The sequence below is a fragment of the Cryobacterium sp. Y62 genome (assembly GCF_002929785.1).
Lineage (GTDB): Bacteria > Actinomycetota > Actinomycetes > Actinomycetales > Microbacteriaceae > Cryobacterium.
In genome coordinates, this window is the sequence record NZ_PJJK01000118.1 from 159,334 (window position 1) to 184,524 (window position 25,191).

The window sequence follows — 25,191 nt, forward strand, 5'->3', positions numbered from 1 at the left end:
CGTGCGCGCCCGGGGCCGACTTGTTCAGTGCGACCACCACGTAGTCTACCCAAACCCAATGCGGCGGCAAGGTGAGCGAGCCGCGGCATCCGCTCTCGTGCCGGGTATTCTGAGTCAATGACTTCTTCGACCCCGCACCACTGGGTAATCACGCTGGTCTGTGCCGACCAGCCCGGCATCGTGCACGCCGTCAGTGGCGCAATCGTGCAGGCGCATGGCAACATCTCGGAGAGCCAGCAGTTCTCCAGCGACGATACCGGACGGTTTTTCATGCGGCTGCAGGTGCAGTCACCGGCCACCCAGCCCGAACTCGAGGCGGCACTCGCACCGGTGATCGAGCGCTACGCGATGGCCTCGGTCATCGATGTCGTCGGGCGTCCGCTGCGCACACTCGTGCTCGCGTCCTCGGCCGGGCACTGCGTCAACGACCTGTTGTTCCGGCAGCGCGGCGGGCAGATTCCGGTGGAAATTCCGCTCGTGTTGAGCAATCACGGCACGCTGCGCGACCTGGTCGGATTCTATGGCGTGCCGTTCGAATCGCTGCCGATAACGGATGCCGCGAGCAAGGCCGCCTTCGAAACTCGCATCATCGAGGCGGTCGACGAGCTCGATATCGAACTCGTCGTGCTCGCCCGCTACATGCAGATCCTCTCGCCGGAGCTCTGCGAGCGGCTCAACGGGCGCGCCATCAATATTCACCACTCATTTCTGCCGGGGTTCAAGGGTGCCAACCCCTACCGCCAGGCGCACGCGCGGGGAGTGAAGCTCATCGGCGCGACCGCGCACTTCGTGACCGGAAACCTCGACGAGGGGCCGATCATCGAACAGAACGTGGTGCGGGTCGATCACTCGCGTACGCCAGCCGAGTTGGTGTCGATCGGGCAGGACGAGGAGAGCCGCACGCTGACCCAGGCGGTGAAGTGGTTCGCCGAGAACCGGGTGCTGCTCGACGGCGCCCGCACGATCATCTTCAAGTAGCGCGCCTCTGGTTTCGGGTTCACCTTACGGGACCGTGCCCGGAAAGCAGGGGCACCATGGATCGGTAGGATTGACGAGTGACAGATACGCGCGACCTGCCGAAAATCGGCCCCAACGACATGCTCCGGTTCGTGCTCGAACTCTTCGCCTTCGTCAGCCTCGGAATCTGGGGTTTCATGGCCTGGCCTCTCCCGTGGCCCGGTGTGTTGGTCGGCCTCGCGGCCCCCGCCTTCGCCATTCTGGTCTGGGGTCTGTTCCGCTCCCCCAAAGCAGTCTTCCAGCTCGACCCTTTCGGCAAGGCCTTCATCGAAATCGCTATTTTCGGTGCGGCCGCGATTGCCTGGTGGGACCTCGGTTTACCGATCATCACGGTGATCTTTGCCGTCGTCGCCACGGTCAGCGGCGTCATCTCCGGTCGCAAAGAACTCCGCTAGCCACCCACCGATAACGCAAAGGTTCCCGATTGACACGCGTCAATCGGGAACCTTTCCGTTCTTGCGACCAGCTACGAATGACCCGACAGCCAGGCCGCTGCGGCGGCGACATCCGTTTCGGCTATGCCGTGGCCACCGGGGCGCAGCTTCTGCAGCACCTTCGCTCCGCGCTGCTCGAGCAGAACGACGAGCTTCTGCACACTCGCCAGCGGTGCCATCGGATCACTCTCACCATTCAGCAGCAGCACAGTGGATGCCGCCAGGTCGCTGGCCGCGACCCGCGCGCTGAGCTCAGCACCGTCGAGCTCAGCACCGTCGAGCTCAGACGCGTCGAGCGGATGCATCCCGGAGAACGCGATGACCCGCGACAGCACCTCGGGGTGCAGCAGCGCCGTGGCAAGGGCGATGTTGGCGCCGTTCGAGAATCCCACAGCGACGAGCGGGCGATCCCCCAGGTCGTAGTGATTGCGCGCCCAGACCAGGAACCCGGCGAGGTCATCAGCTCGCCGAGCCACATCGTCGGTGTCGAAGACACCCTCCGACAAGCGGCGGAACCAGCGGTTCATGCCGCTCTCCGTCACTCGACCTCGCGGCGCGAGCACTGCGGCGTTCGGGTCGATCGCTCCGGCCAGTGCACTGATCTGCTGCTCATCACCGCCGGTTCCGTGCAGCATCAGCAGCACAGGTGCGCCGACCGAGCCCGGATGAAACAGGTGCGGCCACTCGGCGTTCAGTTCGGCGCCCACTAAAGTGCAGCCGAAACTGCCGCGGGGTTGTTCTCGGGCGGCAGCACGATCGGCGCGACCGCGTTCTCGATGGCCTCGCGGCTCGGCTCGAGCCACGGCGGCAGCTTGAGCGCGCGACCAAGCTCGAGCAGCGGCTCGTCAATGTCGAAGCCGGGGGTGTCGGTGGCGAGTTCCAACAACACGCCGCCGGGTTCGCGAAAATAGATTGAGGTGAAGTACTGACGGTCCAGGATGGCGGTCACGCCATAGCCGCGTTCTGCTAGCTGTTCGCGCCATTCGGCCTGGGTGGCGCGGTCCGGCACCCGGAAGGCCACGTGATGCACGCTGCCGCCGGCGGTCAGGCCCGGGGTTCCGGAGGGGTCGGCGAGCACGTCGACGAGGTTTCCGGGCGCGCCATCGCCGGCACCAACGCGGGTGCGGCCATCCGTTTCGGAGATGATGTGCATACCGAGGTCGTCCGTGAGCACCTGAACGGTCTTTGCCGGGTCGGCGACGGTGAGCACCGACGAGTGCTGCCCGCGCACTGCGAATTCAGCCGGAACGGATGCGGAATCCCAGGGATTGCGCGGATCCACCGTTGAGGATGCCACCAGGTCGAGCTGAAGCCCGTCGGGGTCGCGCAGCGAGAGCCGCTCTTCGCGGGACGAACGCCCAGCCACTGCGGATTCCACACCGAGCTTGGCGAAATGGTCTTTCCACCAGCCGATGCTGCCGGCCGGAACAGAGAACGCGGTCGTGGTCGACTGGCCGGCGCCGGCATGGCCGCTGCGAACGCCGGTCCAGGGAAAGAAGGTGAGTAGCGAGCCGGGCCGGCCGGAATCATCGCCGTAGTACAGGTGATAGGTACCCGGGTCGTCGAAGTTGACGGTCTTCTTGACGAGACGAAGTCCCAGCCCGGTCACGTAGAAGTCGATATTGCGTTGCGGGGCACCGGCAATCGCGGTGACGTGGTGCAGTCCGGCGGTCTGAACGGTCATGAGGTCCTCCTGGCGATTTTGATATTCATGCAAACGCATGCACCGCCCGTGGTATTCCCATCCCGTGTTCAGCCAGACCGCTCACGCGCGCCTTTCTGTGGCTAATTCAGGAAATCCGCCACCACTGCCCTGCGAGCGCCCCGCAGTCATGCACAAGTCCGATGGGCAATGCCCGATTTTCCTGAATACGCCACACGCGCCCAGCTGCCCTGACGCCGCTCCAATGGTCTCAGGCGCGACGTTCCGACGGCATCCGCAGAGCATAAGCAGCGGCGATCAGCAGGAACACTCCGCCCACGGCGAATCCGACCGAGAACGAGAAGGTATCGACGAGCAGACCGGCGACCAGCGGACCAACGATCGCACCGGCATCCGCGCACATGGAGAACACCGAGACCGGCCGGCCCCCGCGCGCACCGGCCGCGTCGCCCACCGCTGCGGCCGGCGCGGTTCCCATAAACGCGGCGGCGACCCCGTAGACGCAGAGCAGGGCACCGAGCACCCAGATGTTCGGCGCGAACGAGATGGCAACAATCGCAACTCCGGCCACCGCGAAAGCCCCGATGATGGCCGGTTTGCGTCCGACGGTATCGACGAACCGGGCCGCCGGCGCGAGAGCGAGCGCCTGAGCAACGGCCGCGGCAGCGAAGGCGATGCCGGTCCACGAGCTCGTACCACCGAGCACGACGACCACAAACAACGGAATGAGCGTCGTGCGCACCCCGAGCGAGGTCCAGCCCTGCGCAAAGTTGGCAAGGCAGGCCGCCCGAAAGCGTTCATCCCGCAGTACTGTGCGAAACGGCGTCCGCACAGCGGATGCGTCGGCGCCGGCCAGCGCGCTGCCCGGCCCGCCCGACCGCAGTAAGAACAGCCCGACCAAGCCGGCCACGCCAAGGGTTCCGGCGTAGAAGAAGAACGGAGCCGTCAGCGAGATGGTCGCGAGCAAGCTGCCGATCGCCGGGCCAGCCATGCCGCCGATGAGAAATCCGCCCTGGTAGAAGCCGATCGCGCGGGCTCGGCGGCCCGGTTCGGCGGTGCGCAGCAGCAACGTCATCGCCGACACCGAGAACATGGCCGAGCCGATGCCGCCGGCCCCGCGCAGCAGCAACAGTTGCAGATAGCTGTCGGCCAGGCCGACCAGTCCGCTGGAGAGCGCGACGATGCCGATTCCGATCGCGAGCACGGTGCGTTCCCCGGCCCAGTCGATCAGGCGACCGCACGCCGGGCTGAACACGAATCGCATGAGCGCGAATGCCGAGACGACCGCGCCGACCTCGAGGTTGCCAACCCCGAAGCTCTGCACGTAGACCGGCAACACCGGAACGACGACGCCGAAGCCCACCATCACAAAAAACGCGATGACGCCGAGCACAATCACGTCGCGGTTGAGCCGCGGCTTCGGAGTAACACCCGCTTCGGGTACAGCGGATGCCCGGAGTCGCCCCCGCATCCATCCCGCCAGTCGCATCCCTCCAGCCTAAGCTGCCCAGCCACGCACCGCGTTCGCGGCCCGGGCCTACCTTCCGGGCCCGGACCGGGTACAGAAGCCGGGGCCCGGGCACCACTACCACGGGGTCAGCGCACGATCAGTAGCGAGCGCGACGCGCTGTTCGCGGGCGCGACCAGGTCGTTGCCAGCGTATTGCCCGGCGACCTTGTAGAGGCCACGGCTGAGCTTCGGCAGGGTGACGCTGCCGCGCCCGTTCTCATCGAGCGTCACCGTGAAGCGGCGCTTGTCGACGGTGATGGTGGCGGTGTCGCCGACTTCACCCTTGCTGGTGACCGTGATAGACGCGGTGACGCGACTGGAGAAGAACACGGCTCGGTGGTTGAGGCTCACCGCCACCTTCGCGGCATACTTCACCACGACCCCGGCCGAGGTCGCCGTTTTGCTGGCCCCGTTCGGTGCCGAAGCGGTGACTAGCACGGTCAGCGTCGTTCCGGCGAGCGCCGCGGCCGGCTTGAACGTCGCCGAGGTCGCGCCGGCGATGTCAACGCCGTCGCTCTGCCACTGGAAGCCAAAGGTCAGACCCTCGGTGTTCCACTGGCCGGGGTCAGCCGTCAGCACCAAACCGATCTCGGGCGTGCCCGAAATGCTTGGCGCCACCGTGTTCAGCACAGGTTCGCTGCCTTCGCTCGCCGCGATGGCGAGAATCGTCGACGCCGTGCTGTCGCCATAGTCGACCACGCCCAGATACGGCGTGTTCGGTACGAGGCCGGCCCATCTCAGCGCGTACGTGATCGGCACGCCCTGCGGCCCCTGAATCGTCGGCGTCGTCGTCGCGAACCCGTTCGTGGGCTCGCCAGACGAAACCGAGAAGGTGTTCACGTCGAACGCGGTCGTGCCGGAGAACACGTCAACGATGACCTGATAAAAGCCGGCCTCCGGGTCGCTCAGGTCGACCTGCTCATCGGCGGACCCGGTGGCCGACTGCCAGCCGGCGATCGGTTTGCCACCCGGGCCGTCGAGCAGCAGCACGAACAGGTCGAGGTCGGTGGAATCATCCACGGCGTTAAGGTCGAACCGGGCCAGCCGGTCGCCCTGGATTTCCATCTCGTAGGCGAACTGGTTGCCGGCCGTGCCTGCATTGGTGTGCGGGCTGGACGGGTCGTCGGCGTTGTTCTGGTGCACCCCGTTGGCCAGGCCGCTGAGGTTCAGCGCGACCGGCTCTGATCCGCCGGGAGCGACGGTCACGTCGACGGTGCCGTCCACGCCGGTGCCATTCACCTGGGTGGGGGCTACGACGGTGACCGGACGAACCGCGATCGGGCTGTGCGCAATGGAGAAGAAGTCGCCAGGGTCACCCGAGCCGCCATCGCCGTAGCCCCAGTCCAGCGAGCCGGTGGCAAACACGTCGAGCGGGGCATCCGTTCGAGTGAACGTCACCGTGTAGCTCTGTGTCTCACCGACACTCGTGAACGTCATCTCGGCCGGAGAAACGACCGCATCAATGCCGGCAATCTCGATCGGAGTGGAGGTGTAGGTGCCAACCTGTACGGTCGTCACCGTGCGGGTGATCGTCTCCGGCGCGGTGAGTGCACCGATCTGGATCGACGCCAGGTTCAGGTTGCTCGCGTCGATCGGCGAAACGCCGGCATCGAACCCGATTCCCTGCAGGTAGGCCAGCCAGTCGGCCGGACCACTCTGGTAGATCAACCCTGGAAAGTCCATTGCCGACGGGGTGACCTGTCCGGCACCCTGCGCGAACGGGTCGGTCACGCGCACACCGGCGGAATCGACGGTGTCCAGGGCGGTCGTCATCATGACCGACTTGATCTCGGCGGGCGTCGCAAGCGGGCGCACGCCGAGGTACAGGGCGGCCAGGCCGGTGATGTGCGGACTCGCCATCGAGGTGCCCGAGAGAAACCGGAAGGTCGGGTCATCCCCGGCCGCGTTGGCGCCGTCGGCGAGAATGCCAACGCCGGGGGCGGCGATGTCGGGCTTGAGCAGGTCACCGCCGTCGGCCAGCAAGGGTCCGCGCGAGGAGAATCCGGCAACCTGGGGTACCGGCGTCTGCTCGGCGGTCGTATTGTCGGTGGTGAATGTGACCGTCGCGCCGTCCGTCGCCGCATAGGCGAAGATCGGATCGAAAGCAGGAGCGTCCAAGTGGATGCTCGGCACCGAGTGTTCATCCGGATCGACGTCGAGCGGAGTGCGGTTGACCAGCACCATTCCGCTGCCACCGGCCCGCAAAACCTCGGCCGACTTGGCGACTCGGTCGTAGACGCCGCGCTCGCAGAATACGATTGCGCCGGCTACCTTCGTCGTATCGAGCGAGTTCGGAGCACAGAGCAGCGCGTCGGTCGGGTCAAAGCCGTCGACCGACACGAGATCGGCCCGTACCAGTGAACCCAACAGCGGCGTCGCCACCGGCGTGCGGTCGACGGTGATCGACGCTCCGGCATAGGCCGAGCCGTCACCGAGGGTGGCGGTGGCTTCGAAGGCCGGAATCGTGCTCGCCGCGACCGTGGTGATCCACGGGGCGACATTGTCCACGGTCGACGGACCAGGGCCGGCGTTTCCAGCGGATGCCGCCACAAAGATTCCCGCCGCCGCAGCGCCCAGGAACGCCTGGTCAGAGGCCGAGAACGTGGTTTGGGCCGGACCGCCACCGATGGAGTAGTTGATTACGTCGACTCCGTCGAAGATGGCCTGGTCGATGGCTTTCAGAATGTCGGATTCGGCGCAACCATCATCATCCGTTGTCGTGGGGTCAGCGCCCGACCAGCACACCTTGTAGGCGGCGATTTTCGCGGCCGGAGCGACACCCGAGATGGAGCCGAAATCGACGCCGTTGATGTTGGCGGCGACCTCGAAGTTGCCGCCGGCGGTGCTGGCCGTGTGCGAACCGTGTCCGTCGCCGTCGCGCGGCGAAACATACTCGGCGATCGAGGTGGTGCCGATCTGATCGGCGCCAAACCCGTCGAGGTAATACCGCGCACTGACGAGTTTCGTGCTGCAATCGCTCGCCGCGAACTGTTCGCCGGTCTGGCAACTCCCGGTAAAGGTGCTGCCGTCGGCCTTGGTCATGGTGATTGTGTCTCCGTCAAGCCACGGCTCATCGCCGGGCGTCGTTCCGAGGGTTTCGCCGGCGAATGACGGGTTCTCCGGGGCGATTCCCGAATCGAGTACCCCGATCACCACGCCCTTGCCGGCTTTGCTCGGGCCGCCCAGCTTGGACCAGACCCCGGTCGGGCCGCTCAACCGCAGAAAGTCGGTCGACGACTCGGCGACCAGGTGTTTGAGCGTATCGGGGACCACCGATACAACATTCTTTTTCCCGGCGAGGGCGGCCGCCTGCTTGCCGCTCAGTTGCGCCGAGAATCCGTTCAGAGCAAGCGTGTAGGAATACCCCACGCTCGCATCAACGGATGCCGCCACCTCACCCTGCACCCGCTTGAGATAGTCCCGGTAGGTCTCGGCCGAGCGGCTTTGCGCGTCCAGCTTGGCTCCAATACCCGGCATCGTCGCCGAGAAACCATTGACACCACCCCGATACAGCGCAACGGCCTCGTCGCTGAGGGTCACGATGTAGCGGCCAGCGGTGAAGTCCATGCGAGTGCCGCCGGGCAGACCGATGCTGCCGGTGACGCCGGTCACTGCGGGGACAGCACTGGCCGGGAGGTTACCGCCAGCGAATGCTGAAGCGCCCACCAGGGCGAAAGTGACGGCCGCCGCGATTGTGGCGCGACGGCGTGTGCGGGATGTTGGCGCCGGGTTCGGCGCTGAATCCGGCGCTAAAATCATACGCCTGAAGAAAGAACTCACGTGAGTGTCCAATCGAATAGAGGTGCGGGGTGGTCTCGTCCACGACAGGAACAGAAGCTGTTCCGATGCACGGCACGGCACGGTTCGCTGGTGACCGTAGCGCGCTCCACGAACCCCCGATAGGGGAAGTCCCTAAGCACCGCAGGCAGTGGCACACGCAGACGCGCGCCGCGAACATCCGCTTCGAAACGGATGTACGCGACGCGCGTCTCGCGCTTAGCCCGGCTACCGCACGGTCAGCGTGCGCGGCTTGCTCGTCGCCGCAGCGACGAGGTCGGTTCCCGCATAGTGTGCGATGACCGTGTACGTGCCGCGGTCGAGGTCGCTCAGTCGAAGCATTCCCTGGCCCGTGCGGTCGAGGGCCACGTCGTAGCTCGTGTCATCGACCAAAACCTGCACGGTGCCCAGCTGTGCGGCGCGCGGCGCATCGGTCTCGACCGATACCTCGATCTTCACGCCGTTCGAGTGCGGTTTGGCCTTTGAATCCACCGTGAGATCGACCGTGGCAGCGTACTTCACCACGACTCCGGCGGAGGTGGCCGTGCCGGTCGGAAGCCCATCGCCCGTCGCGGTCACGACCACGCTGAGCGTCTTGCCCCCGAGCGACTTACTCGGCCGGTAGTCGACTTTGGTGGCCTTCTTGATATCGTGCCCGTCGGACTGCCACTGGTAGCTGAAGGTCAGCCCCGCCACACTCCACCCACCGGGGTTGGCGGTGAGTTTCTGGCCAACGACCGGCGTGCCCTCGATCGATGGGGCGACGGTGTTCACCGGCGCCTCCGGCTCGGGTGCCGCCCCGCCCGCGACGGAGACCACCGTCAACACGGAGCTGTCACCGTAACCGACGAGGCCGAGGTAGCCGGTCTCGGGAGTGAGGCCCGACCACGACAGCGAGTATGTTGTCGCAATACCCTGCTGACCGGCGACGACCGGCGGAGCAGCCGCGAACGACCCCTCGCCGGCGCCGGCAAGCACCGAGTAGGTGTTCACGTTGAACGCGGTCGCTCCGCTGTAGACGGAGTTGATCACCTGGTAGAAGCCACCGGGAGGGTTGGCGAGGTCGATGAGCTCATCGGCCGAACCGGTCGCGGACTGCCAGCCGGCCACGGGGTCTCCCCCGTCACCGCTCAGGCGATACACGATCAGGTCGAGGTCGGCACTCTGGTCGACCGCGTCGAGGTCGAAGCGGGCCAGCTGGGTTCCCTCCGGCACCTCGACCTGGTAGCTGAACTCGTCGCCGGCGACACCGGATCCGCTGTTCGGGCTGGTCGGATCGGCCGGGTCGGACTGGTGCAGACCGGCCGCGAGACCGGTCAAGTTGAGCGCCACGTCCCCGGTGGCTCCGGGGGTGATCGTCACATCAACCGAACCGTCAACGCCGGTCCCGTTCGCAGTGGCTGGGGCCACGAGGGTCACCGGCTGAATGGCGATGGGACTGTGCACGACGGTTCCCGAGCCGCTCACCCAGTTGAGGGAGCCGGTCGTGAACTGGTCGAGCGCGGCATCCGTTCTGGTGAAGGTCACGGTGTAGCTGGCTGATTCTCCGGCGGCGCCGAAGCTCAATGTCGTCGGCGACACGACGGCGTCGATGCCCGGAACGGTGACCGGCTGGGCGGTGAACGTGCCGGCCTCGGTGCTCGTGACGGTGCGGGTGAGGGTCTCCGAGGCGGTCAAGGCGCCGATCGCGATGGAGGCCAGGTTGAGGTTGCTGGGGTCGACCGCTTCGGCACCGACGTCGTAGCCGATGCCCTGAATATAGGAATACCAGTCCGCGGTGCCGTTGAGGTAGAGCAGACCGGGCTCGAACATTTTCGTCGGGTCGACTTGGCCGGCCCCCTGGGAGAAGGGGTCGGTGACTGTGTCCCCGTTGGAGTCGACGGTGTCGTAGGCGCTCGTCATCAGCGCTGACTTGATCTCGCCGGGGGTCGCGAGCGGGCGTTCGCCCAGGTAGAGGGCGGCGAGTCCCGCAATCTGCGGGCTCGACATCGACGTGCCGGAGAGGAACTGCCAGGTCGGCTCGCCCCCGTCGGCGTTGGGACCATCGGCGAGAATGGCCACGCCGGGCGCGGTCACGTCGGGCTTGAGAATGTCGCTGCCGTCGGCCTGCACCGGTCCGCGCGAGGAGAACCCGGCCACCTGCGGTGTCGGCGGCGTGTAGGCCGTCGAATTTCCGTTGCTGAAGACAACGGATGCCCCGGCGCTGCCCGCGTAGGCAAACGTCGCATCCCAGTACGGAGCGTCGAGGTGAATAGTGGGTACGGTGTGCTCGTCGGTGTCGACCGAGCCGGGCACACGGTTCACGAGAAGCATGCCGATACCGCCAGCCCGCAAGACCTCGGCGGATTTCGCCACCCGATCGTAGACGCCGCGCTGGCACATCACGATCAGCCCAGCGACGACGGCGGTATCGAGCGAACCGGGGCCGCACAGCAGCGCATCGGCGCTGTCGTGACCGGCGACGGCCACGAGGTCGCCGCGCACGAGGGCACCTTCCAACGGCGTTGCACCGTCGGTGCGGTCGACCGAGATCGACCCGCCCGCGTAGGCCGTTCCATCGCCAAGGGTGGCGGTGGCTTCATAGCCCGGGATGGTGCTGGCCGCGACCGTGGTGATCCACGGTGCCGCGTTGTCGAGCGTGGACGCGCCGGGGCCGGAGTTTCCGGCCGAGGCCGCCACGAAAATGCCTGCGGCGGCCGCTCCGAGGAAGGCCTGGTCGGTCGGCGAGACCGTGGTGTCGGCCGCGCCGCCGCCGATCGAATAGTTCAGTACGTCGACGTTGTCGGCAACGGCCTGGTTAATACCGGCCAACAGGTCGGACGTAGCACAGCCGTCATCGGTCGATACCGTGGAATCTGGACCAGACCAGCACACCTTGTAGGCGGCGATCTTAGCGGCCGGGGCGACACCGGAGATGATCCCGTAGGCGAGGCCACCGATGGTCGCCGTCACGTCATGGTTACCGCCAGCGGTGCTCGCGGTGTGCGATCCGTGGCCGTCGCCGTCGCGCGGCGAGAGGTACTCGCCGATGGAAGCACCGCCGATGCGGTCGGCCCCGAAACCGGTCACGAAGTACCGTGCACCGACGACTTTGGTGCTGCAGTCAGCGGCATCGAACTGCACGCCGGCAATGCACTGGCCGGTGAAGGTGGTGCCGTCACTCTTTTGCATGGTGATCGCGTCACCATCGAGGTACGGATCCGCGCCAGGCGTCGTGCCGAGCGGGTCGCCGGCGAAGGAGGGGTTCTCCGGCGCCAGACCGGTGTCGAGCACGCCGATGACGACGCCCTCCCCCCGCGGTCTCTGCGCCGCCGGTCTTCGCCCAGACGCCGTCATCACCGGACAGTCCCATAAAGTCTGTCGACGAGGTCGCCGTCACGTGTTTGAGTTCGTCAGGCGTGATCGCGACTACGTCCTTCTCGGCCGACAGCTTGGCTGCCTGCCGAGCTGTGAGCTCGGCGGCGAAGGCGTTGAGGGCGAGCGTATACGAATAGTCGATGACGGCGTCAACGGATGCCGCTACCGCCTTCTGTTTGTCTCCCAGGTAGTCCGAGTAGGTTTCCGACGCGCGGCTCTGCGGGTCGAGGCGGGCACCGGCACCCGGGGTGGTGGCGGCAAAACCGTCGACTCCGCCGGTGTAGGTGGCGACGGCTTCGTCGGCGAGGGTCACAATGTAGCGGCCGGCGGTGAAATCGGTCACCGGCTGGCCAATGCCGGCGCCGATGATGCCCCCGAGGCCGGGGGCCATCGGGGCCGCGGCAGCGCCGGTCACGCCCACCATGGCTCCGGCCGCGACGAGGGTGCTGGTCACGAACAGCGCCATCGCTGTTCGGGCATGATGTGGGGTGAGATGCCGGCTTTCGGGCGGGAGTGTGGTTCGCCAGAAGTGTGAGATCACGTGCGTGTCCAATCCGATCGGAATGCGCTGGCGCTTGCCCCGGTTGGGGGCACAACGTGCTCGTGAACGTATCGCACAGGCTGCACCCCCGTACAGTGTGCAGATTGCTCGGTAACCCGATCGTTACCTTGGTTTGCGCACAATCAGAGCCTCAGGCGCGTCCGATGCAGACCGGTCTGACTACCACAAGGTGAACTGGTCTGTCTCCAGTTTTCGATCGTAATTGCAGTGATTCGCGCCCCGGTGCAGCCGACAGACTGACAAACGAAGGCAAGGCCCCGACCAGAACGGTCGGCGCCTTGCCTTCGTGTTGCCGGGGCTGCTTACGCCAGGCGCGTCTGCAGGTTCTCAGCGAGCGAGGCGAGGAATTCCTCGGTGGTCTGGTACTTCTGCTCCGGGCCGACCAGCAGCGCGAGGTCCTTGGTCATCTTGCCGCTCTCGACGGTCTTGATGACGACGTCTTCGAGGGTCAGGGCGAACTCGGCCAGGGCCGGGTTGTTGTCGAGCTTCGCACGGTGCGACAGGCCGCGGGTCCAGGCATAGATCGAGGCGATCGGGTTGGTCGAGGTGGGCTTGCCGAGCTGGTGCTGACGGTAGTGACGAGTGACGGTACCGTGGGCCGCTTCGGCTTCGACGATCTTGCCGTCGGGGGTGGAGAGCACGCTGGTCATCAGGCCGAGCGAGCCGAATCCCTGGGCGACCGTATCGGACTGAACGTCGCCATCGTAGTTCTTGCAGGCCCAGAGGTAGCCACCCTCCCACTTCATGGCCGAGGCGACCATGTCGTCGATAAGGCGGTGCTCGTAGGTAAGGCCGGCCGCTTCGTACGCCGTCTTGAATTCGGTGTCGAAGATGTCCTGGAAGATGTCCTTGAACCGGCCGTCGTAGGCCTTGAGGATGGTGTTCTTGGTCGACAGGAACACCGGCACGTTGCGCTCGAGGCCATAGCTGAGCGTGGCCCGGGCGAAGTCGGTGATCGATGAGTCGAGGTTGTACATGCCCATGGCGACGCCGTCGCCGGGAGCCTCGAACACCTCGAAGGTCGACGGCTCACTGCCGTCCTGCGGGGTGAAGGTCATGCTGAGCGTGCCCTTGCCCTTGAAACGAAAGTTGGTGGCCTTGTACTGGTCACCGTAGGCATGACGGCTAATGATGATCGGCTTGTTCCAACCCGGCACGAGGCGTGGGATGTTGGAGATGACGATCGGCTCGCGGAAGATGGTGCCGCCGAGGATGTTGCGAATAGTGCCGTTCGGCGAGAGCCACATCTGTTTGAGGCCGAACTCTTCTACCCGCGCTTCGTCGGGCGTGATGGTCGCGCACTTCACGCCGACGCCGTGCTTCTGAATGGCGTAGGCTGCGTCGATCGTGATCTGGTCGTTGGTTTCGTCGCGCTTCTGAATGGAGAGGTCGTAGTACTCGAGGTCGATATCGAGGTACGGGTGAATGAGCGTTTCCTTGATCGCATGCCAGATGATACGGGTCATCTCGTCGCCATCGAGCTCGACGACTGTTCCCTCAACCTTGATCTTCGACAAAAAATTCTCCTCTTTGTTCAGTGTGGCCGTCACGACCATCGTCAATCTTACTAGAGACGGGCAACTATCTTCACATCGAGATAAATTTACAGATAAATTGCCGTCGCCAAAAACTCGCTCGACTACCGACGACCCCGGGCGCACGTTAGCCTGAACACATGGGTGAGCTGAAGCTGGAAGAATTATCCGCACGAAACATCGTTGCGGCCAATAACCTGAGCCTGAAGCCGGGCCAGGAGCAGTTCATCGCGCCGGTCTCCTATTCGGTGGCCGCGTCGGTGATCAACCCGGCTACCTCGTGGCAGCGCGTAGTGCTCCTCGACGGCGTCGTCGCCGGTTTCATCCACGGCAATTTCGACCCCAACTCCGAGCACGAAGAATTTCGCGCCTGCATCTGGCGCATCAACGTCAACGCGGAGACCCAGGGGCAGGGCGTCGGCAAGTTCGCCGCCGAAGCCCTCGCCACCGAGGCCCGTGAACGCGGATTCGACCACGTCAACGTCATCTGGGAGCCGGGCGCCGACGGGCCGGAGGCTTTCTTCCACCGGCTCGGTTTCGTCGATGTCGGCGAAACCCAGTACGGCGAGGTCATCGGCTCCCTGCAGCTGTGATTTTCTTTTGTGAGTGAGCCCGACGACTTCGTCTCCCGGGTGCTCGGCGTAGTCGATTCGATCCCGCCGGGCCGGGTGATGACCTATGGTGGTGTGGCCGCGCAGCTGGGTTCCCGCGCCGCCCGTGCCGTCGGTCAGGTCATGGCCCGGTACGGCTCCGACGTGGCATGGTGGCGCGTAATTCGCGCCAGCGGGCATCCGCCAATCGCTCATGCGGCCCAGGCGCTGCCGCACTACGAGGCCGAGCACACGCCGTTACTGCGGTCTGCCGCTGCCAGCACCATAGAAGCGGATGCCGCCTACCGCGTCGATTACCGCGCCGCGCGCTGGTCACCGTCTGCCTAACGCAATCGACCACGCCACGCAACGCAACGGATACCGCGCACATCGAGGTGCCGGGCCCCAACCCGGGCCCGGCACCTCGATGTGCACCTTTCGCCACTCAGCCTTGGGTGGCTTCGTTCGGATCTGGTATCGGCTCGGTTGGGCCCTGGTCCAGGCGGAACGGCGGGTATTCGTCGCGCATCAGCGCTGTGTAGGTGATGACGCGGTACACCCAGCGGTTGACGCCCATGATGGAATTGAACAGCGGCCGTTGGTACCGTCCGGTTATCAGCAGAATGACCCCGGCGACGACGACGAGCACGCCCAGCAGCGAGCTTTCATCGGTGTTCGCGCTATTGTCCCAACCGCCGTCGCCGCGCCACGGGTAGGCCCAGGTCGACATTCCACCGACCAGCACCGTGAGCAGCACGAGGTGCGGAACGGCCAGCAGCCATTTCACCAGCCACAGGCCGCGCGAGAGCACGGGGTCGAGGTGGCCGGTCAGGGCTGCCGGATAAATCACCTTCTTTGAGTCAGCGACTGAAACGGATGCTAGCGCAATGGTTCCCGCCGCTGCTGCCAGTGGCAGGACCGGCTGACCGGCGGCATCCGTTCTATTGAAGGCAAGTGGCTGGGGCTCACCTCGCTGGTCGGGCGAGACGCCTGCCTACGGTTCCGGCTTGAGATGGCGTCCGAGGCCGATGGCGCCGAAGACGACAAACAGCCCACCGATCAACAAGAGGATGCCGCCACCCACGAGAAGCGCCGCGGCGATCGGTCCGAGCCCGGGCTGGAGCCGTGAGCAGGGAATTAGGAGGAGTCAAGCCGAGTGGCGGTGGAGGGGTCAGATTGCTCATCATCTGGCGGCCTTTCAGAAATCGTTCATGCCGAGGGACGGAAAGTCCCTGTTCAGCATCGCCCACCTCCGCACGGCTGGCCAGTGACCAAAGGCCTGATTGCGGGCTCCTGTGCAGGGTGGCGGCGCGGTGCTACCGTGCTGGCATGCAAAGCGATCCGGTCGTCACCAACCCACAGTTCTACCGCGTAATTTTCGAGAACGACCGGCTGCGGGTGCTCGAATATCTCGACCGGCCCGGTCACGAAACCGTGCCGCACCGGCACCCCGACAGCGTCATGTTCACGCTCACCGCGTTCACCCGGCGGCTCTCGTCCGGTGGCCGATCCCTCGACGTCGACCTGCCGGAGGGGGTCGCGCGATGGCTCCCGGCACAAAAGCATTCGGGGACGAATATCGGCGAGACGGCCACTCACACCATTTTCGTGGAGCTCAAGGAACCCGCCCCGGACACACTCGCCTCCGGCACTCCGGAGCCCCTCGGCCTCCTCTCCAATTAGCCAGACTCGCTGCGCGTCATTTTCTGCAGAGGGCGGCGAGGCCTTTTCTGTGAGGCCGTCCAGCCGTTGGCGATCCGTGCGCGTAGTCAACCGGTCTCCCGGTCATGCTCGTAGGGTGTCCCGTTTGTCCGCCGCCCCTGCAGCGAGCATTTTCTCGATCGGGACATACGGGAATAGGGCGACCCCGAAACTTTGCGGAACGTCTTCGGCGCTCCGTGCGCGTTCGAGTGTCCCGGTGGGCGTCCGGCTTGTGGGACCCCGAGGCTGAACTTTTTGCGAGGGCGAGCGCACGCGTCAGCAAGAATTCCGGTCAGTAGGATTTATCCATGCAGTTGAAGGGGTACGAATCGTCAATAACGTTGGAACCTGATCGATATGAGTTCGCGAACCCTGCGGGTGATGAGTGGGATAACAATTGGCTGGTCATCAAGGGGGACGTATCGGCGCCTGACGCGGAGTGGCAATTTGCTGTTCCGTGTTTGACGACGTTTGAAGCGAAGCGCATTTCGGCTTGGCTGCGCGGCGTAGCCAACGGTGACGTCCCCGTGAGCGTCAGTGGAGACGCCGGGGTTGTGCCGTCACTCGAATTTACCGAACCAAATCTTGCGTTCAGTGTTGGCAGCTATCAGGACGGGTCGATATCGGTCAGGGTGCACTTTGCGCTTGAAAGCAGGCCCGTCGGCCAGAGCAGCGATGGCCGTGATCAGTTTTGGGTGGAAATTGCAGTGACGGCTGCAGATATCGACTCGTCGGCCAATCAGTGGGACAAGGCGCTCTTAGCCTTTCCGGACCGCTAAGCGTTCCCGTCGACAACGCCCGTGCCCACCGCCATAAGCCGTGGGAAATGCGAGAAGGCACAAAGCAGCGCACGGCGCTGCGAATCCTCATTGTCGGCGTTATCATCCTGATTCTCGCCGCGGTTCTCGTTACCACGAGCGGGGTTCTAGCGACGTGGTTGGATCCTGAACGCGAGACGAGTACTCATCTCACGCAGTGAACAGGCCGGCTCGGCCCGAGATAGCACGCTCTTGGGCTTCGACTCACGATCAATCCGCAAAACCGGGAACAAGTCGTGATGTCGATAGCCTACGAAGCCTGTAGGCGCGTTGAACGCGAGGTGTCTGGTCGAGCTCTCGCTGACCACTGGAGTTTGCGCGATGCTTCAATTCAGAGACCACATCAACAGGAAGAGAAGGCATGACCGAGGAACGTGTCGTTTCGCTGCTCACCGCGGCCAGAGAACATTACGCGGTGCCTGCGGCCACGACTCTGATGGAGGGGACGACCTTATTGGAAACATGGGGCGGTATCGAGCTGCCTTTCGACCGCTTTGCGGCGAATCTTTTCGACGAGTTCGTTGACGCGTCGCTGGCTACCTCCATGTTCACCATCCTGGATGCACCACTGCTCAAAGCCCGGGCAACTGCCGAAGAACGGCACATCTTCAGCGCAGATCCTGACGAACCCTTTGACCCGAACGAGTACGGTGCGGATCAGGCCGACTGGACGACGTACTCGCATCAGATGGAGACCCTCCAAAGAGCCATCATTATTCTTGAAGCTGCCCCGGCAGAACCTGACCGTGTCGGCAATTTTCGGGTCTACGGTGCAGCGCAGTGGTTACGGGAGAGCCTCTGGGCCGCGACAGGAATTGCGCCCCGCGATTCAGGATCGCCCGACGCGAATTCTTCCCTTTTTGGCGAAGCATTCACTTTGGCTGAACGAGACCCATTCGCTGCGGCGCCAATATAAACGCGGACAATGAGTAAGACGAGGTAGCCAGTCTGCTCGAGTGCTCAGTGCCAGCATCCTGTTGGGAATCGTCGACGCTGTTACATCCCCAAGGCATACCGCCGGGCATTGAGCAACTCGATCATCACGGCACGTGTCAGTCCGACCGGCATGATCGTCGACACTGCCCGTTCGGGGTTCCCTATCTGGAACTTGAATCCGCGTTGGACGGCGCAGATGTACTGATCGCGGACTAGCGTTTCAGGGAGGGCTTTGGCCGTGCCTTGAATCAGAGGATTCACTGATTTCGGCTGCCGGCCTCACTGTCATTTAGGCCGTGTGGGAGATACGGCGATGCTGCGAACAGTGAGTTCCTGACCACGTTGATTACCACGCGAGTCGTCTCAGAGAGTTCCCGCTGCTCGTCCCCGTTCGTTTGTAGTTGACGCTCGTGACTTTTGGCGGTCGGGTGGGTTCACGCTGAGGCGGTTGCCGTTGCTCGATGGAGTGGCCCACGCTGTTCCGGCGAGGATAAGAGCGATACCGAAATATCCGGCGGGGGCCACGCTGTCGTGAGCGATCGTGATTCCGACGATTGCGGCCCAGATTGGCTCGGTTCCGAGGAGAACGCTGACTCTGGATGGCGATGTGCGCCGGACTGCGCCCGTATGGTGAATTGAGACAGAGGTAAGGAGAATCTGTTTCATGACTAATCGTCGAAAGTTCAATGCCGAATTCCGTGCCGAGGCCGTGGATCTGGTGATTTCATCGGGTCGGCCGGTCGCGCATGTCGCCCCCGAAATCGGTGTCGTCGAGGGGACGCTGGGCAACTGGGTGCGCCTCTGGAAAGAGGAACACCCCGAGGCTGGTGCTGCCGAGCCAGGCCCGGTCGAGTGGGCCAAATACAAGGCCCTGCAGGCGGAGAATGCTGAGTTGAAAAGGGAGATCGAATTCCTGGGAAAAGTCAGCGCCTTCTTCGCCGCGAAACAACGATAAACGACTATTTCGTGTTTATCTTGGCGGTGAAGGCTTCCTTTCCCATCGACTGGATGTGCCGCAAGCTGAAGGTCTCACGGGCATCGTTCTACCGCTCGCTGCGGCCGGCTGTTCCGACGCCGACGCAGGTGCGTCACACTGTGCTGGACGCGCACGTGGTGCGGGTCTACGAGCGTGAGAAGGGCATGGCCGGCCGAGACCAGATCACCACCATTCTCGGTCAGGAAGGCGTCAGCATCGCCACGGGCACGGTCGGGACGATCCTTACCGGCCGCGGCCTACGGGCCGTGCGCATGCGGGCGTGGAAGAAGACCACGACCGTTGACCCAGACGCTCGAACCGAGCACATCCGCAATCACATGCTCGACGGGGACGGGAAGCGAGAGTTCATCTCGACCGTCCCGGGCACTCGATTCTGCGGCGACATCTAATGCCGACGTCGGCATTAGATGTCCCACGAGTAGACCTGGCCTGGCCCGTCGCCGTCAGCTCGGGGATCGCCCGCGCCGGATGGCGAGCCAAGCGGCGGCGGTCCTTGACCTGCTGGTTCTCGTTCAACACCCGATACATCGTTGATATTGAGCACAAGTACGTCCCGGCATCGAGCAGCTGCGCGTAGATCTGGATCGACGGCAGATCCACGAACGACTCCGAATTGACGACGTCAAGAATCTGCCGACGGTCGCTGTCACCGATCTTGTTCGCCGGGATCGGCGCCGGCCCGACCACCGGGATTCGTCGTTTTCGGGTCGCGGTCGCTCGAGGGACCCCGATCAATCGGGCGGCGACGCGAGTCGAGATTCCTCGGCTGGCCAGTTCGCGGTAGGCAGTCATTACGGCAACGCACGCGGTGTTTCGTCCCGCGAGCTCTTCGAAAGACTTTCGAGTAGCTCGTGCATTTTTGACATGATCTCCAACGCCACCCCCGTCGTTTCCAGGCGCTGCTCGGTCTTGCTCAACTGGCGGCGCAGCCGGGCGATTTCAGCTTGCTCCGGAGTTAACCGGCCAATCTTCTCTCCGGGTTTCTTCCCCGCAAGAACACCGGCGTCGCGCAGCTTGCGCCACTCGGTGATCTGCGAGGAGTAAAGCCCCTCGGAGCGCAGATACGCGCCGCCCTTGTTGTTCTTGATGGCCGTGTCATACGCGGCCAGGTAAGCAAGCTTCTACGCTGGGGTGAATGACCTTCTCGAGGTCGGGCCACCAGCTCGGGGTCCGGGACTACTCATATGACTATCGTCACGCAGGGCGATCAAAGACGGGCTGGACATGGTGATGATTCCTGATTCTCGCCCTACGTCACACGGCGGACTTGCTATTAGCTGCTGGCCTCACCCAACCCTGACGGTAATGATGAGAAGAGTCTTGAGGCTTGATTCCTAACTGGGGTATGTACAGTCCGGAACTTTAGTGACAGGATCTTCAGGATCTCGTCAGCCGACACCTAGCGGTGGCATGGTCTTGCTCGAAGGAACTTACACCTTCGAGAAACCCGACTATCTAAAGGCCCCTGTCTTGATTCCTGTCAAATTTCGCGTTGGTGCGATCATGGCCCTGAGTGCCATCGTTCTCGCTATGGGTGCTTCACCCGCTTCTGCCGCTACTAACTCGCTAACGATCACCCCCACCGAGTGGAACGTCGTCGGGTTGGACAGCAACAGTGTTACGTCAGGGCCCAACCAGTTTTCGGTTGGTACCAAGGTATGCAACGTAACCGGCACGCCGGTGACCGGTGTTGACGTGTCATGGAATTGGACGACTGCCAATACCTACATCAATCTCGACAGCACTTCGACAAAAAGTCTTCCCTCTATCGCTGCCAATTCGTGCATAAAGCTATGGTGGGCGGTCGAGATCACACGCAATGCGGCGGCCTACAACGCCAAACGTGGCTTCACGATTTCGGCTGCGGCCGCGGGAGTCATCACCGTGAGCACCCCGACAACACGCGAAATTTTCGTTGAGAAGCTCGTTTCTCAAAACCGCAATGCAGTGACCTCCGTGACGGGACCGACAAATGTTGTTGTCGGTCAGACAGTTACCTACTCACTGACGGGAAAGACTGCGACACAGGGTTACGAGCAGCTGTCCGCTGGGCCCTCACTTGACGGCACCATATTTGAAATTCTGTCCGTGACTGGCACCTATTCGCAGCCAGAAACAGGTGTCGGCGGCCTGCCGACCGCCGGTTTCTACGCCAACGCGTGCACGTGGAACCCGGTTACGACAAGTGGGTCCTATAGGTCCTGTCTAGGGACGGGCAAGGCAGGCGGCAAATCGATTGTGGTAACGGTCACGGCCTTGGTAAAAGCTCCAGGCACCGGTCTCGTCAATGCAAACGTCTACGACTATTCGGGCTCCTCGTACCACTACAACTCCGATCTCGGCACGTATACCAAGTCCGTCACCGCGACGAACCCGGTGGTTCAGTCTCCGCCGGTGGCTGTCGATGATGGGCCGATTGCGGTGACTTCGGATGTGGCCTGGACGGTTGATGTTCCGGCGAATGACACTGATGTTGATGGCGACCTGGATCTCACATCCGTCGCGGTCACGACACCGCCCGCTCAAGGCACGACGTCGGTCGACGTGACCACGGGTGTTGTCACGTACACGCCGTCGGGTTCGTTTGTCGGCTCGGACTCGTTCGAGTACCGTATTTGTGATGGGCGACCGGTGTGCGATACCGCCATGGCGACCCTCAACGTCACTGTAGTTCCGGTGGTTCAGTCTCCGCCGGTGGCTGTTGATGACAGCTCGCCGGCCGTCTCCGGTGTCACCTTAGTGATTGATGTCGTGGACAATGATTCGGACGTAGATGGAAATCTCGATGTCACGACCGTGTCGGTGACTGTGCCGCCATCACACGGTACCATCTCGGTCGACCCTATTTCTGGTGAGATCAGATACATCGCGGACTCGTTGTACACGGGGACCGATACGTTTACGTATGAGATCTGCGACACCACAGACCGTTGCGACACCGCAATCGTCACAGTCAGGATTACGGCTCCTCCGGCAACCAGTACGCCACCAGTTGCTGAGGACAAGGGACTGCCCCCGGTTTGGTTGACTCCTGACCTGTGGAGCTTCGTCTTCACTGAAAAGATGTCATCATGCCCAAGCCCTACCCACCCGAGTTTCGCCGTGATGTTGTCGCGGTCGCCCGGAAGCACGAAGCCCCGCTGAACCAGATCGCGAAAGACTTCGGAATTTCGGAGTCCTGCCTCATGAACTGGCTGAAAAAAGCCGACGTCGAGGAAGGCGTCAAGCCGGGTATGACCGAGAAGGAGTCCGCAGAACTGCGGGATGCGAAGAAACGTATCCGGCTGCTTGAGCAAGAAGCCGAGGTCATGCGCCGTGCCGTCGCCTATCTCTCCCGGGACGTCAACCCAAAATGATGTACCCGCTGGTCCGTGAACTGGCCGTCGACAGGATCCCTGTCACGGTGACCTGCCGGGTATTGAACTTCTCCAAGCAAGCCTTCTACCAATGGGTTCGTAACCCGGTGTCGCAACGCGATTGGGATGACGCCCACCTCACCAACGCCGCCTGGGACGCCCACCAAAACGACCCCGCGTTCGGTTACCGGTTCATCTCCGACGAACTGGGCCGCGCGGGCCTCGCTGCGGGTGAGAACCGAGTCTGGCGGCTCTGCTCCCAGCAGCGGCTGTGGAGTGTGTTCGCGAAGAAACGTGGCCTGACGCGGAAGGCTGGGCCGCCGGTGCACGACGACCTCGTCAAACGGAAGTTCACCGCGACGCGCCCGAACCAGCTCTGGCTGACCGACATCACCGAGCACCGCACCGACGAGGGCAAGATCTACCTTTGCGCCATCAAGGACGTCTACTCGAACAAGATCGTCGGCTACTCCATCGACTCCCGAATGAAAGCGTCGCTGGCCGTCGCCGCCGCCCGGAACGCGATCGGGCAGCGGACCATAGAGGGGACGATCCTGCACTCCGACCGCGGGTCGCAATTCCGGTCTAACGCCTTCGTCCGGGTGCTAAAGAACAACGGCATCACTGGATCGATGGGCCGCGTCGGCGCGTGTGGCGACAACGCCGCGATGGAGTCGTTCTTCGCGTTGCTGCAGAAGAACGTCCTCGACCGGCAGCGCTGGGCTACCCGGGACGAGCTCCGCCTGGCGATGGTGGTGTGGATTGAACGGACCTACCACCGCCGGCGACGACAACACGGCCTCGGCAAACTCACCCCGATCGAGTTTGAGACAATAAACATGGCTCTCAACGCCGCCTAAAACCACTAACCCCCAGAGTCAACTGAACTCGGGGCAGTCCCCAACGACGTGACCACGACTACCGGTAAACCAGTAGTCATCGATGTCCTCGGCAATGACACTGACCTTGATGGCGATCTTGACCCAACTTCGGTCTCGATCGTTGCCGGACCCAGCCACGGCACCGTCGATGTTGACCTTGATACCGGCGAGATTACTTATTCGCCCGACTCCAGCTACACCGGCACCGACTCCTTCACCTACAAAGTTTGTGACATTGACGGCAATTGCGACACCGCCACTGTGACAGTGAAGGTCGGCGTGTTAGTCGGCCCGCGAGTCGCTGCTGATCGATCTCTCGCAGTCACGGGCGCCGACCCTGACCAACCGATAATTCTCGCGACTCTGCTCTTCCTGACGGGACTTCTCCTCGTCCGCAAACGCCGCCGAATTCTCCCAGAAAGTCTCCTCGAGTAGATCACTCCACCACGACGGAGAAGGATATATCGACATGATTGCTCGCCTTCGCGGCGTTCCCGCGAAGCCACTGGCGAGAGTGTCTCTCTAACGGCCCTGCCAGCGGAACCACAGTACAAAGCACCCTCGGCGATTCGCAGAAGGGACCCGGATGAAAGTTCTCAGATAATCTGCGGGGACGTCTCGTATGGGGTTCCCGTTCTGGACTGCTGACGATGCCCCCGTCATGGCGACCATTGCCGCTCCGCAGCAGAGTCGGTACGTCGCGCGAAAGCGCCGCAGGGGTGTGCGGCAGCTTGGGCTCGCGGGCGAAGTGGGGAAGGTTTTCAGGAGCTGGGACTGCTCGGATCGGGCAATCGTCGCTGGCGTCCAGCCTGACGTTGCCCGAGCATCCAACCGGCACCGAATGCGAGTAATACCAGTCCGACAATGAACAACACGATCCCGATCTGAGTCCGTACCGAGAGTAGTCCGCCTGGCGGAAAGAATGTCGTATTACTAAGCGGCGCATAAGCGAACCAGCCGAAGCTCGCTGGTCCGCTCGGCAGCAGAAGGAGCACGAAACCGATGACGGCTGCCACTGCGCCGAAGACGACCATGAATACGCCCACCCGGCGCGAGGAGTTTGGTTTGAAACCCCCGCCTTGCCCAGCTTGCATCTCGCCCATGTGGCCATGCTAGAGGCCACGCATGGGATGCTCTCGCGGGCGAGGCTCGCTCAACCCCGCAATCTGCCAAAAAAGGCGCGTGGCCAACTGGGAAGAACGCATCAGAACATTCTGGCTTAAGGCCGGTGACGCCGACGCCATTCTCAGTTTAATGCAACTCCTGGTCGCCGAGCGACATGACGAAGATCCGGCCGCCCTCTACGAGTGGGCGTCGGTGCAAGACTTTCTTGGACGGGAGGCCGAAGCGATCCCGATCTACCGACGTGCGCTGGACCTTGGCCTCGACCATGTCCGTCGCCCTCAAGCTCTCATTCAACTGGCCAGCTCACTTCGCAACGTCGGAGAGACCACCGAAGCGATCAGGATTCTGGAAGGCATCGGACCCGATGCTACGGTCGCCGACGCAGGCGAAGCTTTCCTGGCTCTATCGCTCTTCGATGCAGGCCGCCCCGGCGACGCTTTACGAGTCGCCCTCAAGGCTTTAGGGAAGACCCTGCCCCTCTATCGTGGTGTCGTTGACCACTATGCCGACGCTATTGTCGACTCCAAATAAAACCGCCAGCCCTTCCAGTGAACGGAAGATTCGCTCGTCCCGTTGGGGGTTTGGCGGATTTAACCGGTCGTCGTAACACTCGATTTTTGTGAGGTGTTGTACGTGTGGTTGAAGAATGAGCTGGTTGAGAAACAGGCGCGGTTTTGGGTGTTGATGACTCAAGGCTCGACGCTGACTGCAGCGTGCGATGCTGTCGGGGTGAATCGACGAACTGGACGGCGTTGGCGTCAAGCAACGGGTGGGCGGATCCCTCTTCCTGAGACAGAGAGGTCGGGGCGGTACTTGTCCTTGGAGGAACGACTGCGGATCGCGGACTTGCACCTGGGTGGCACCGGCGTGCGGGCGATCGCTGCTCTGGTGGGCCGGTCTGCTGCCACGATCAGTCGAGAGCTGGCTCGAGGC

24 protein-coding genes and 2 pseudogenes are annotated in these 25,191 nt (G+C 63.4%); 15 read left to right on the top strand and 11 right to left on the bottom strand.

Annotated features, from left to right (window positions below):
• Positions 1 to 117 precede the first annotated feature (117 nt).
• Both purU and CXY71_RS17340 read left to right on the top strand, forming a co-directional pair.
• Positions 118 to 978, top strand: coding sequence for a formyltetrahydrofolate deformylase (purU, locus tag CXY71_RS17335; protein ID WP_104138285.1), 861 nt, complete (start codon positions 118 to 120; stop codon positions 976 to 978).
• A gap of 77 nt (positions 979 to 1,055) precedes the next feature.
• Positions 1,056 to 1,412: a YrdB family protein gene (locus tag CXY71_RS17340; protein WP_233204700.1), complete on the top strand. Its 357-nt coding sequence runs from the start codon at positions 1,056 to 1,058 to the stop codon at positions 1,410 to 1,412.
• Positions 1,413 to 1,483: 71 nt separating this feature from the next.
• Here CXY71_RS17340 and CXY71_RS17345 read toward each other — a convergent pair whose 3' ends face one another.
• From CXY71_RS17345 to CXY71_RS17370, 7 genes are all read right to left on the bottom strand, one after another.
• The gene (locus CXY71_RS17345; RefSeq protein WP_104138287.1) at positions 1,484 to 2,158 is read right to left on the bottom strand and encodes an alpha/beta hydrolase; all 675 of its coding nucleotides are present in this window, start codon (positions 2,156 to 2,158) and stop codon (positions 1,484 to 1,486) included.
• On the bottom strand, positions 2,158 to 3,135 hold the full coding sequence (locus CXY71_RS17350) for a ring-cleaving dioxygenase (RefSeq protein WP_104138290.1): 978 nt from the start codon (positions 3,133 to 3,135) through the stop codon (positions 2,158 to 2,160). Before CXY71_RS17350 ends, CXY71_RS17345 begins: the two co-directional genes overlap by 1 nt.
• 229 nt (positions 3,136 to 3,364) lie before the next feature.
• Complete coding sequence (locus CXY71_RS17355; RefSeq protein WP_233204701.1) at positions 3,365 to 4,603, bottom strand: MFS transporter; 1,239 nt, start codon at positions 4,601 to 4,603, stop codon at positions 3,365 to 3,367.
• A gap of 107 nt (positions 4,604 to 4,710) precedes the next feature.
• A complete protein-coding gene (locus tag CXY71_RS17360) occupies positions 4,711 to 8,289 on the bottom strand; it encodes a S8 family peptidase (RefSeq protein WP_233204702.1) in 3,579 nt (1,192 codons plus the stop codon).
• A gap of 339 nt (positions 8,290 to 8,628) precedes the next feature.
• Positions 8,629 to 11,673: a S8 family serine peptidase gene (locus tag CXY71_RS17365; protein ID WP_199184355.1), complete on the bottom strand. Its 3,045-nt coding sequence runs from the start codon at positions 11,671 to 11,673 to the stop codon at positions 8,629 to 8,631.
• Entirely contained in the window at positions 11,582 to 12,211 is a 630-nt protein-coding gene (locus tag CXY71_RS21525; protein ID WP_199184356.1) for a protease inhibitor I9 family protein, read from the bottom strand. Before CXY71_RS21525 ends, CXY71_RS17365 begins: the two co-directional genes overlap by 92 nt.
• 410 nt (positions 12,212 to 12,621) lie before the next feature.
• A complete protein-coding gene (locus CXY71_RS17370) occupies positions 12,622 to 13,836 on the bottom strand; it encodes an NADP-dependent isocitrate dehydrogenase (protein ID WP_104138393.1) in 1,215 nt (404 codons plus the stop codon).
• 158 nt (positions 13,837 to 13,994) lie between these two features.
• Between CXY71_RS17370 and CXY71_RS17375 the strand changes: the two genes are divergently transcribed.
• Positions 13,995 to 14,447 (top strand): GNAT family N-acetyltransferase, encoded by a 453-nt coding sequence (locus CXY71_RS17375; RefSeq protein ID WP_104138299.1) that lies wholly within the window; start codon positions 13,995 to 13,997, stop codon positions 14,445 to 14,447.
• Between the two features lie 9 nt (positions 14,448 to 14,456).
• The gene (locus CXY71_RS17380) at positions 14,457 to 14,792 is read left to right on the top strand and encodes an MGMT family protein (protein WP_104138302.1); all 336 of its coding nucleotides are present in this window, start codon (positions 14,457 to 14,459) and stop codon (positions 14,790 to 14,792) included.
• A gap of 97 nt (positions 14,793 to 14,889) precedes the next feature.
• Here the strand turns inward: CXY71_RS17380 and CXY71_RS17385 are convergent, their stop codons facing one another.
• On the bottom strand, positions 14,890 to 15,294 hold the full coding sequence (locus tag CXY71_RS17385; protein WP_233204703.1) for a DUF4389 domain-containing protein: 405 nt from the start codon (positions 15,292 to 15,294) through the stop codon (positions 14,890 to 14,892).
• A 479-nt stretch (positions 15,295 to 15,773) separates the two neighbouring features.
• Between CXY71_RS17385 and CXY71_RS17390 the strand changes: the two genes are divergently transcribed.
• From CXY71_RS17390 to CXY71_RS17400, 3 genes are all read left to right on the top strand, one after another.
• Complete coding sequence (locus CXY71_RS17390) at positions 15,774 to 16,127, top strand: cupin domain-containing protein (protein ID WP_104138305.1); 354 nt, start codon at positions 15,774 to 15,776, stop codon at positions 16,125 to 16,127.
• A gap of 326 nt (positions 16,128 to 16,453) precedes the next feature.
• Complete coding sequence (locus CXY71_RS17395) at positions 16,454 to 16,924, top strand: hypothetical protein (RefSeq protein WP_104138308.1); 471 nt, start codon at positions 16,454 to 16,456, stop codon at positions 16,922 to 16,924.
• Positions 16,925 to 17,324: 400 nt separating this feature from the next.
• Entirely contained in the window at positions 17,325 to 17,879 is a 555-nt protein-coding gene (locus CXY71_RS17400) for a hypothetical protein (protein ID WP_104138311.1), read from the top strand.
• Between the two features lie 80 nt (positions 17,880 to 17,959).
• Here CXY71_RS17400 and CXY71_RS17405 read toward each other — a convergent pair whose 3' ends face one another.
• A complete protein-coding gene (locus tag CXY71_RS17405) occupies positions 17,960 to 18,160 on the bottom strand; it encodes a hypothetical protein (protein ID WP_104138314.1) in 201 nt (66 codons plus the stop codon).
• A 403-nt stretch (positions 18,161 to 18,563) separates the two neighbouring features.
• On the opposite strand from CXY71_RS17405, the gene CXY71_RS17415 reads away from it, so the two are divergent.
• Positions 18,564 to 18,854 carry a transposase gene (locus CXY71_RS17415; protein WP_104138317.1) on the top strand — a complete coding sequence of 97 codons (291 nt, stop codon included), beginning with the start codon at positions 18,564 to 18,566 and terminating at the stop codon, positions 18,852 to 18,854.
• 11 nt (positions 18,855 to 18,865) lie between these two features.
• Positions 18,866 to 19,285, top strand: coding sequence for a hypothetical protein (locus CXY71_RS21530; RefSeq protein WP_199184357.1), 420 nt, complete (start codon positions 18,866 to 18,868; stop codon positions 19,283 to 19,285).
• Here CXY71_RS21530 and CXY71_RS20780 read toward each other — a convergent pair.
• Positions 19,242 to 19,688 (bottom strand): hypothetical protein, encoded by a 447-nt coding sequence (locus CXY71_RS20780; protein ID WP_146072865.1) that lies wholly within the window; start codon positions 19,686 to 19,688, stop codon positions 19,242 to 19,244. The genes CXY71_RS21530 and CXY71_RS20780 overlap by 44 nt on opposite strands.
• A gap of 618 nt (positions 19,689 to 20,306) precedes the next feature.
• On the opposite strand from CXY71_RS20780, the gene CXY71_RS17425 reads away from it, so the two are divergent.
• The 3 genes and pseudogenes from CXY71_RS17425 to CXY71_RS17435 form a co-directional block, all read left to right on the top strand.
• Positions 20,307 to 22,040: an Ig-like domain-containing protein gene (locus tag CXY71_RS17425; protein ID WP_104138320.1), complete on the top strand. Its 1,734-nt coding sequence runs from the start codon at positions 20,307 to 20,309 to the stop codon at positions 22,038 to 22,040.
• A protein-coding gene (locus tag CXY71_RS17430; RefSeq protein WP_104138323.1) for an IS3 family transposase occupies positions 21,968 to 23,112 on the top strand; the annotation gives its coding sequence in 2 pieces (ribosomal slippage) (positions 21,968 to 22,247 and positions 22,247 to 23,112; 1,146 coding nt in all). The genes CXY71_RS17425 and CXY71_RS17430 overlap by 73 nt, the downstream gene beginning before the upstream one ends.
• 45 nt (positions 23,113 to 23,157) lie before the next feature.
• Positions 23,158 to 23,568: pseudogene (locus tag CXY71_RS17435) on the top strand (Ig-like domain-containing protein); the annotation flags it as partial.
• 326 nt (positions 23,569 to 23,894) lie between these two features.
• On the opposite strand, the gene CXY71_RS17440 reads toward CXY71_RS17435, so the two are convergent.
• Positions 23,895 to 24,236 (bottom strand): hypothetical protein, encoded by a 342-nt coding sequence (locus CXY71_RS17440; protein ID WP_146072866.1) that lies wholly within the window; start codon positions 24,234 to 24,236, stop codon positions 23,895 to 23,897.
• 79 nt (positions 24,237 to 24,315) lie between these two features.
• On the opposite strand from CXY71_RS17440, the gene CXY71_RS17445 reads away from it, so the two are divergent.
• From CXY71_RS17445 to CXY71_RS21260, 3 genes and pseudogenes are all read left to right on the top strand, one after another.
• A complete protein-coding gene (locus CXY71_RS17445; protein WP_104138332.1) occupies positions 24,316 to 24,789 on the top strand; it encodes a tetratricopeptide repeat protein in 474 nt (157 codons plus the stop codon).
• Positions 24,790 to 24,942: 153 nt separating this feature from the next.
• Positions 24,943 to 25,026 (top strand): annotated as a pseudogene (locus CXY71_RS22750) (helix-turn-helix domain-containing protein); the annotation flags it as partial.
• A 9-nt stretch (positions 25,027 to 25,035) separates the two neighbouring features.
• The coding region (locus tag CXY71_RS21260; protein WP_233204708.1) for a helix-turn-helix domain-containing protein at positions 25,036 to 25,191 on the top strand (156 nt) is incomplete at its 3' end.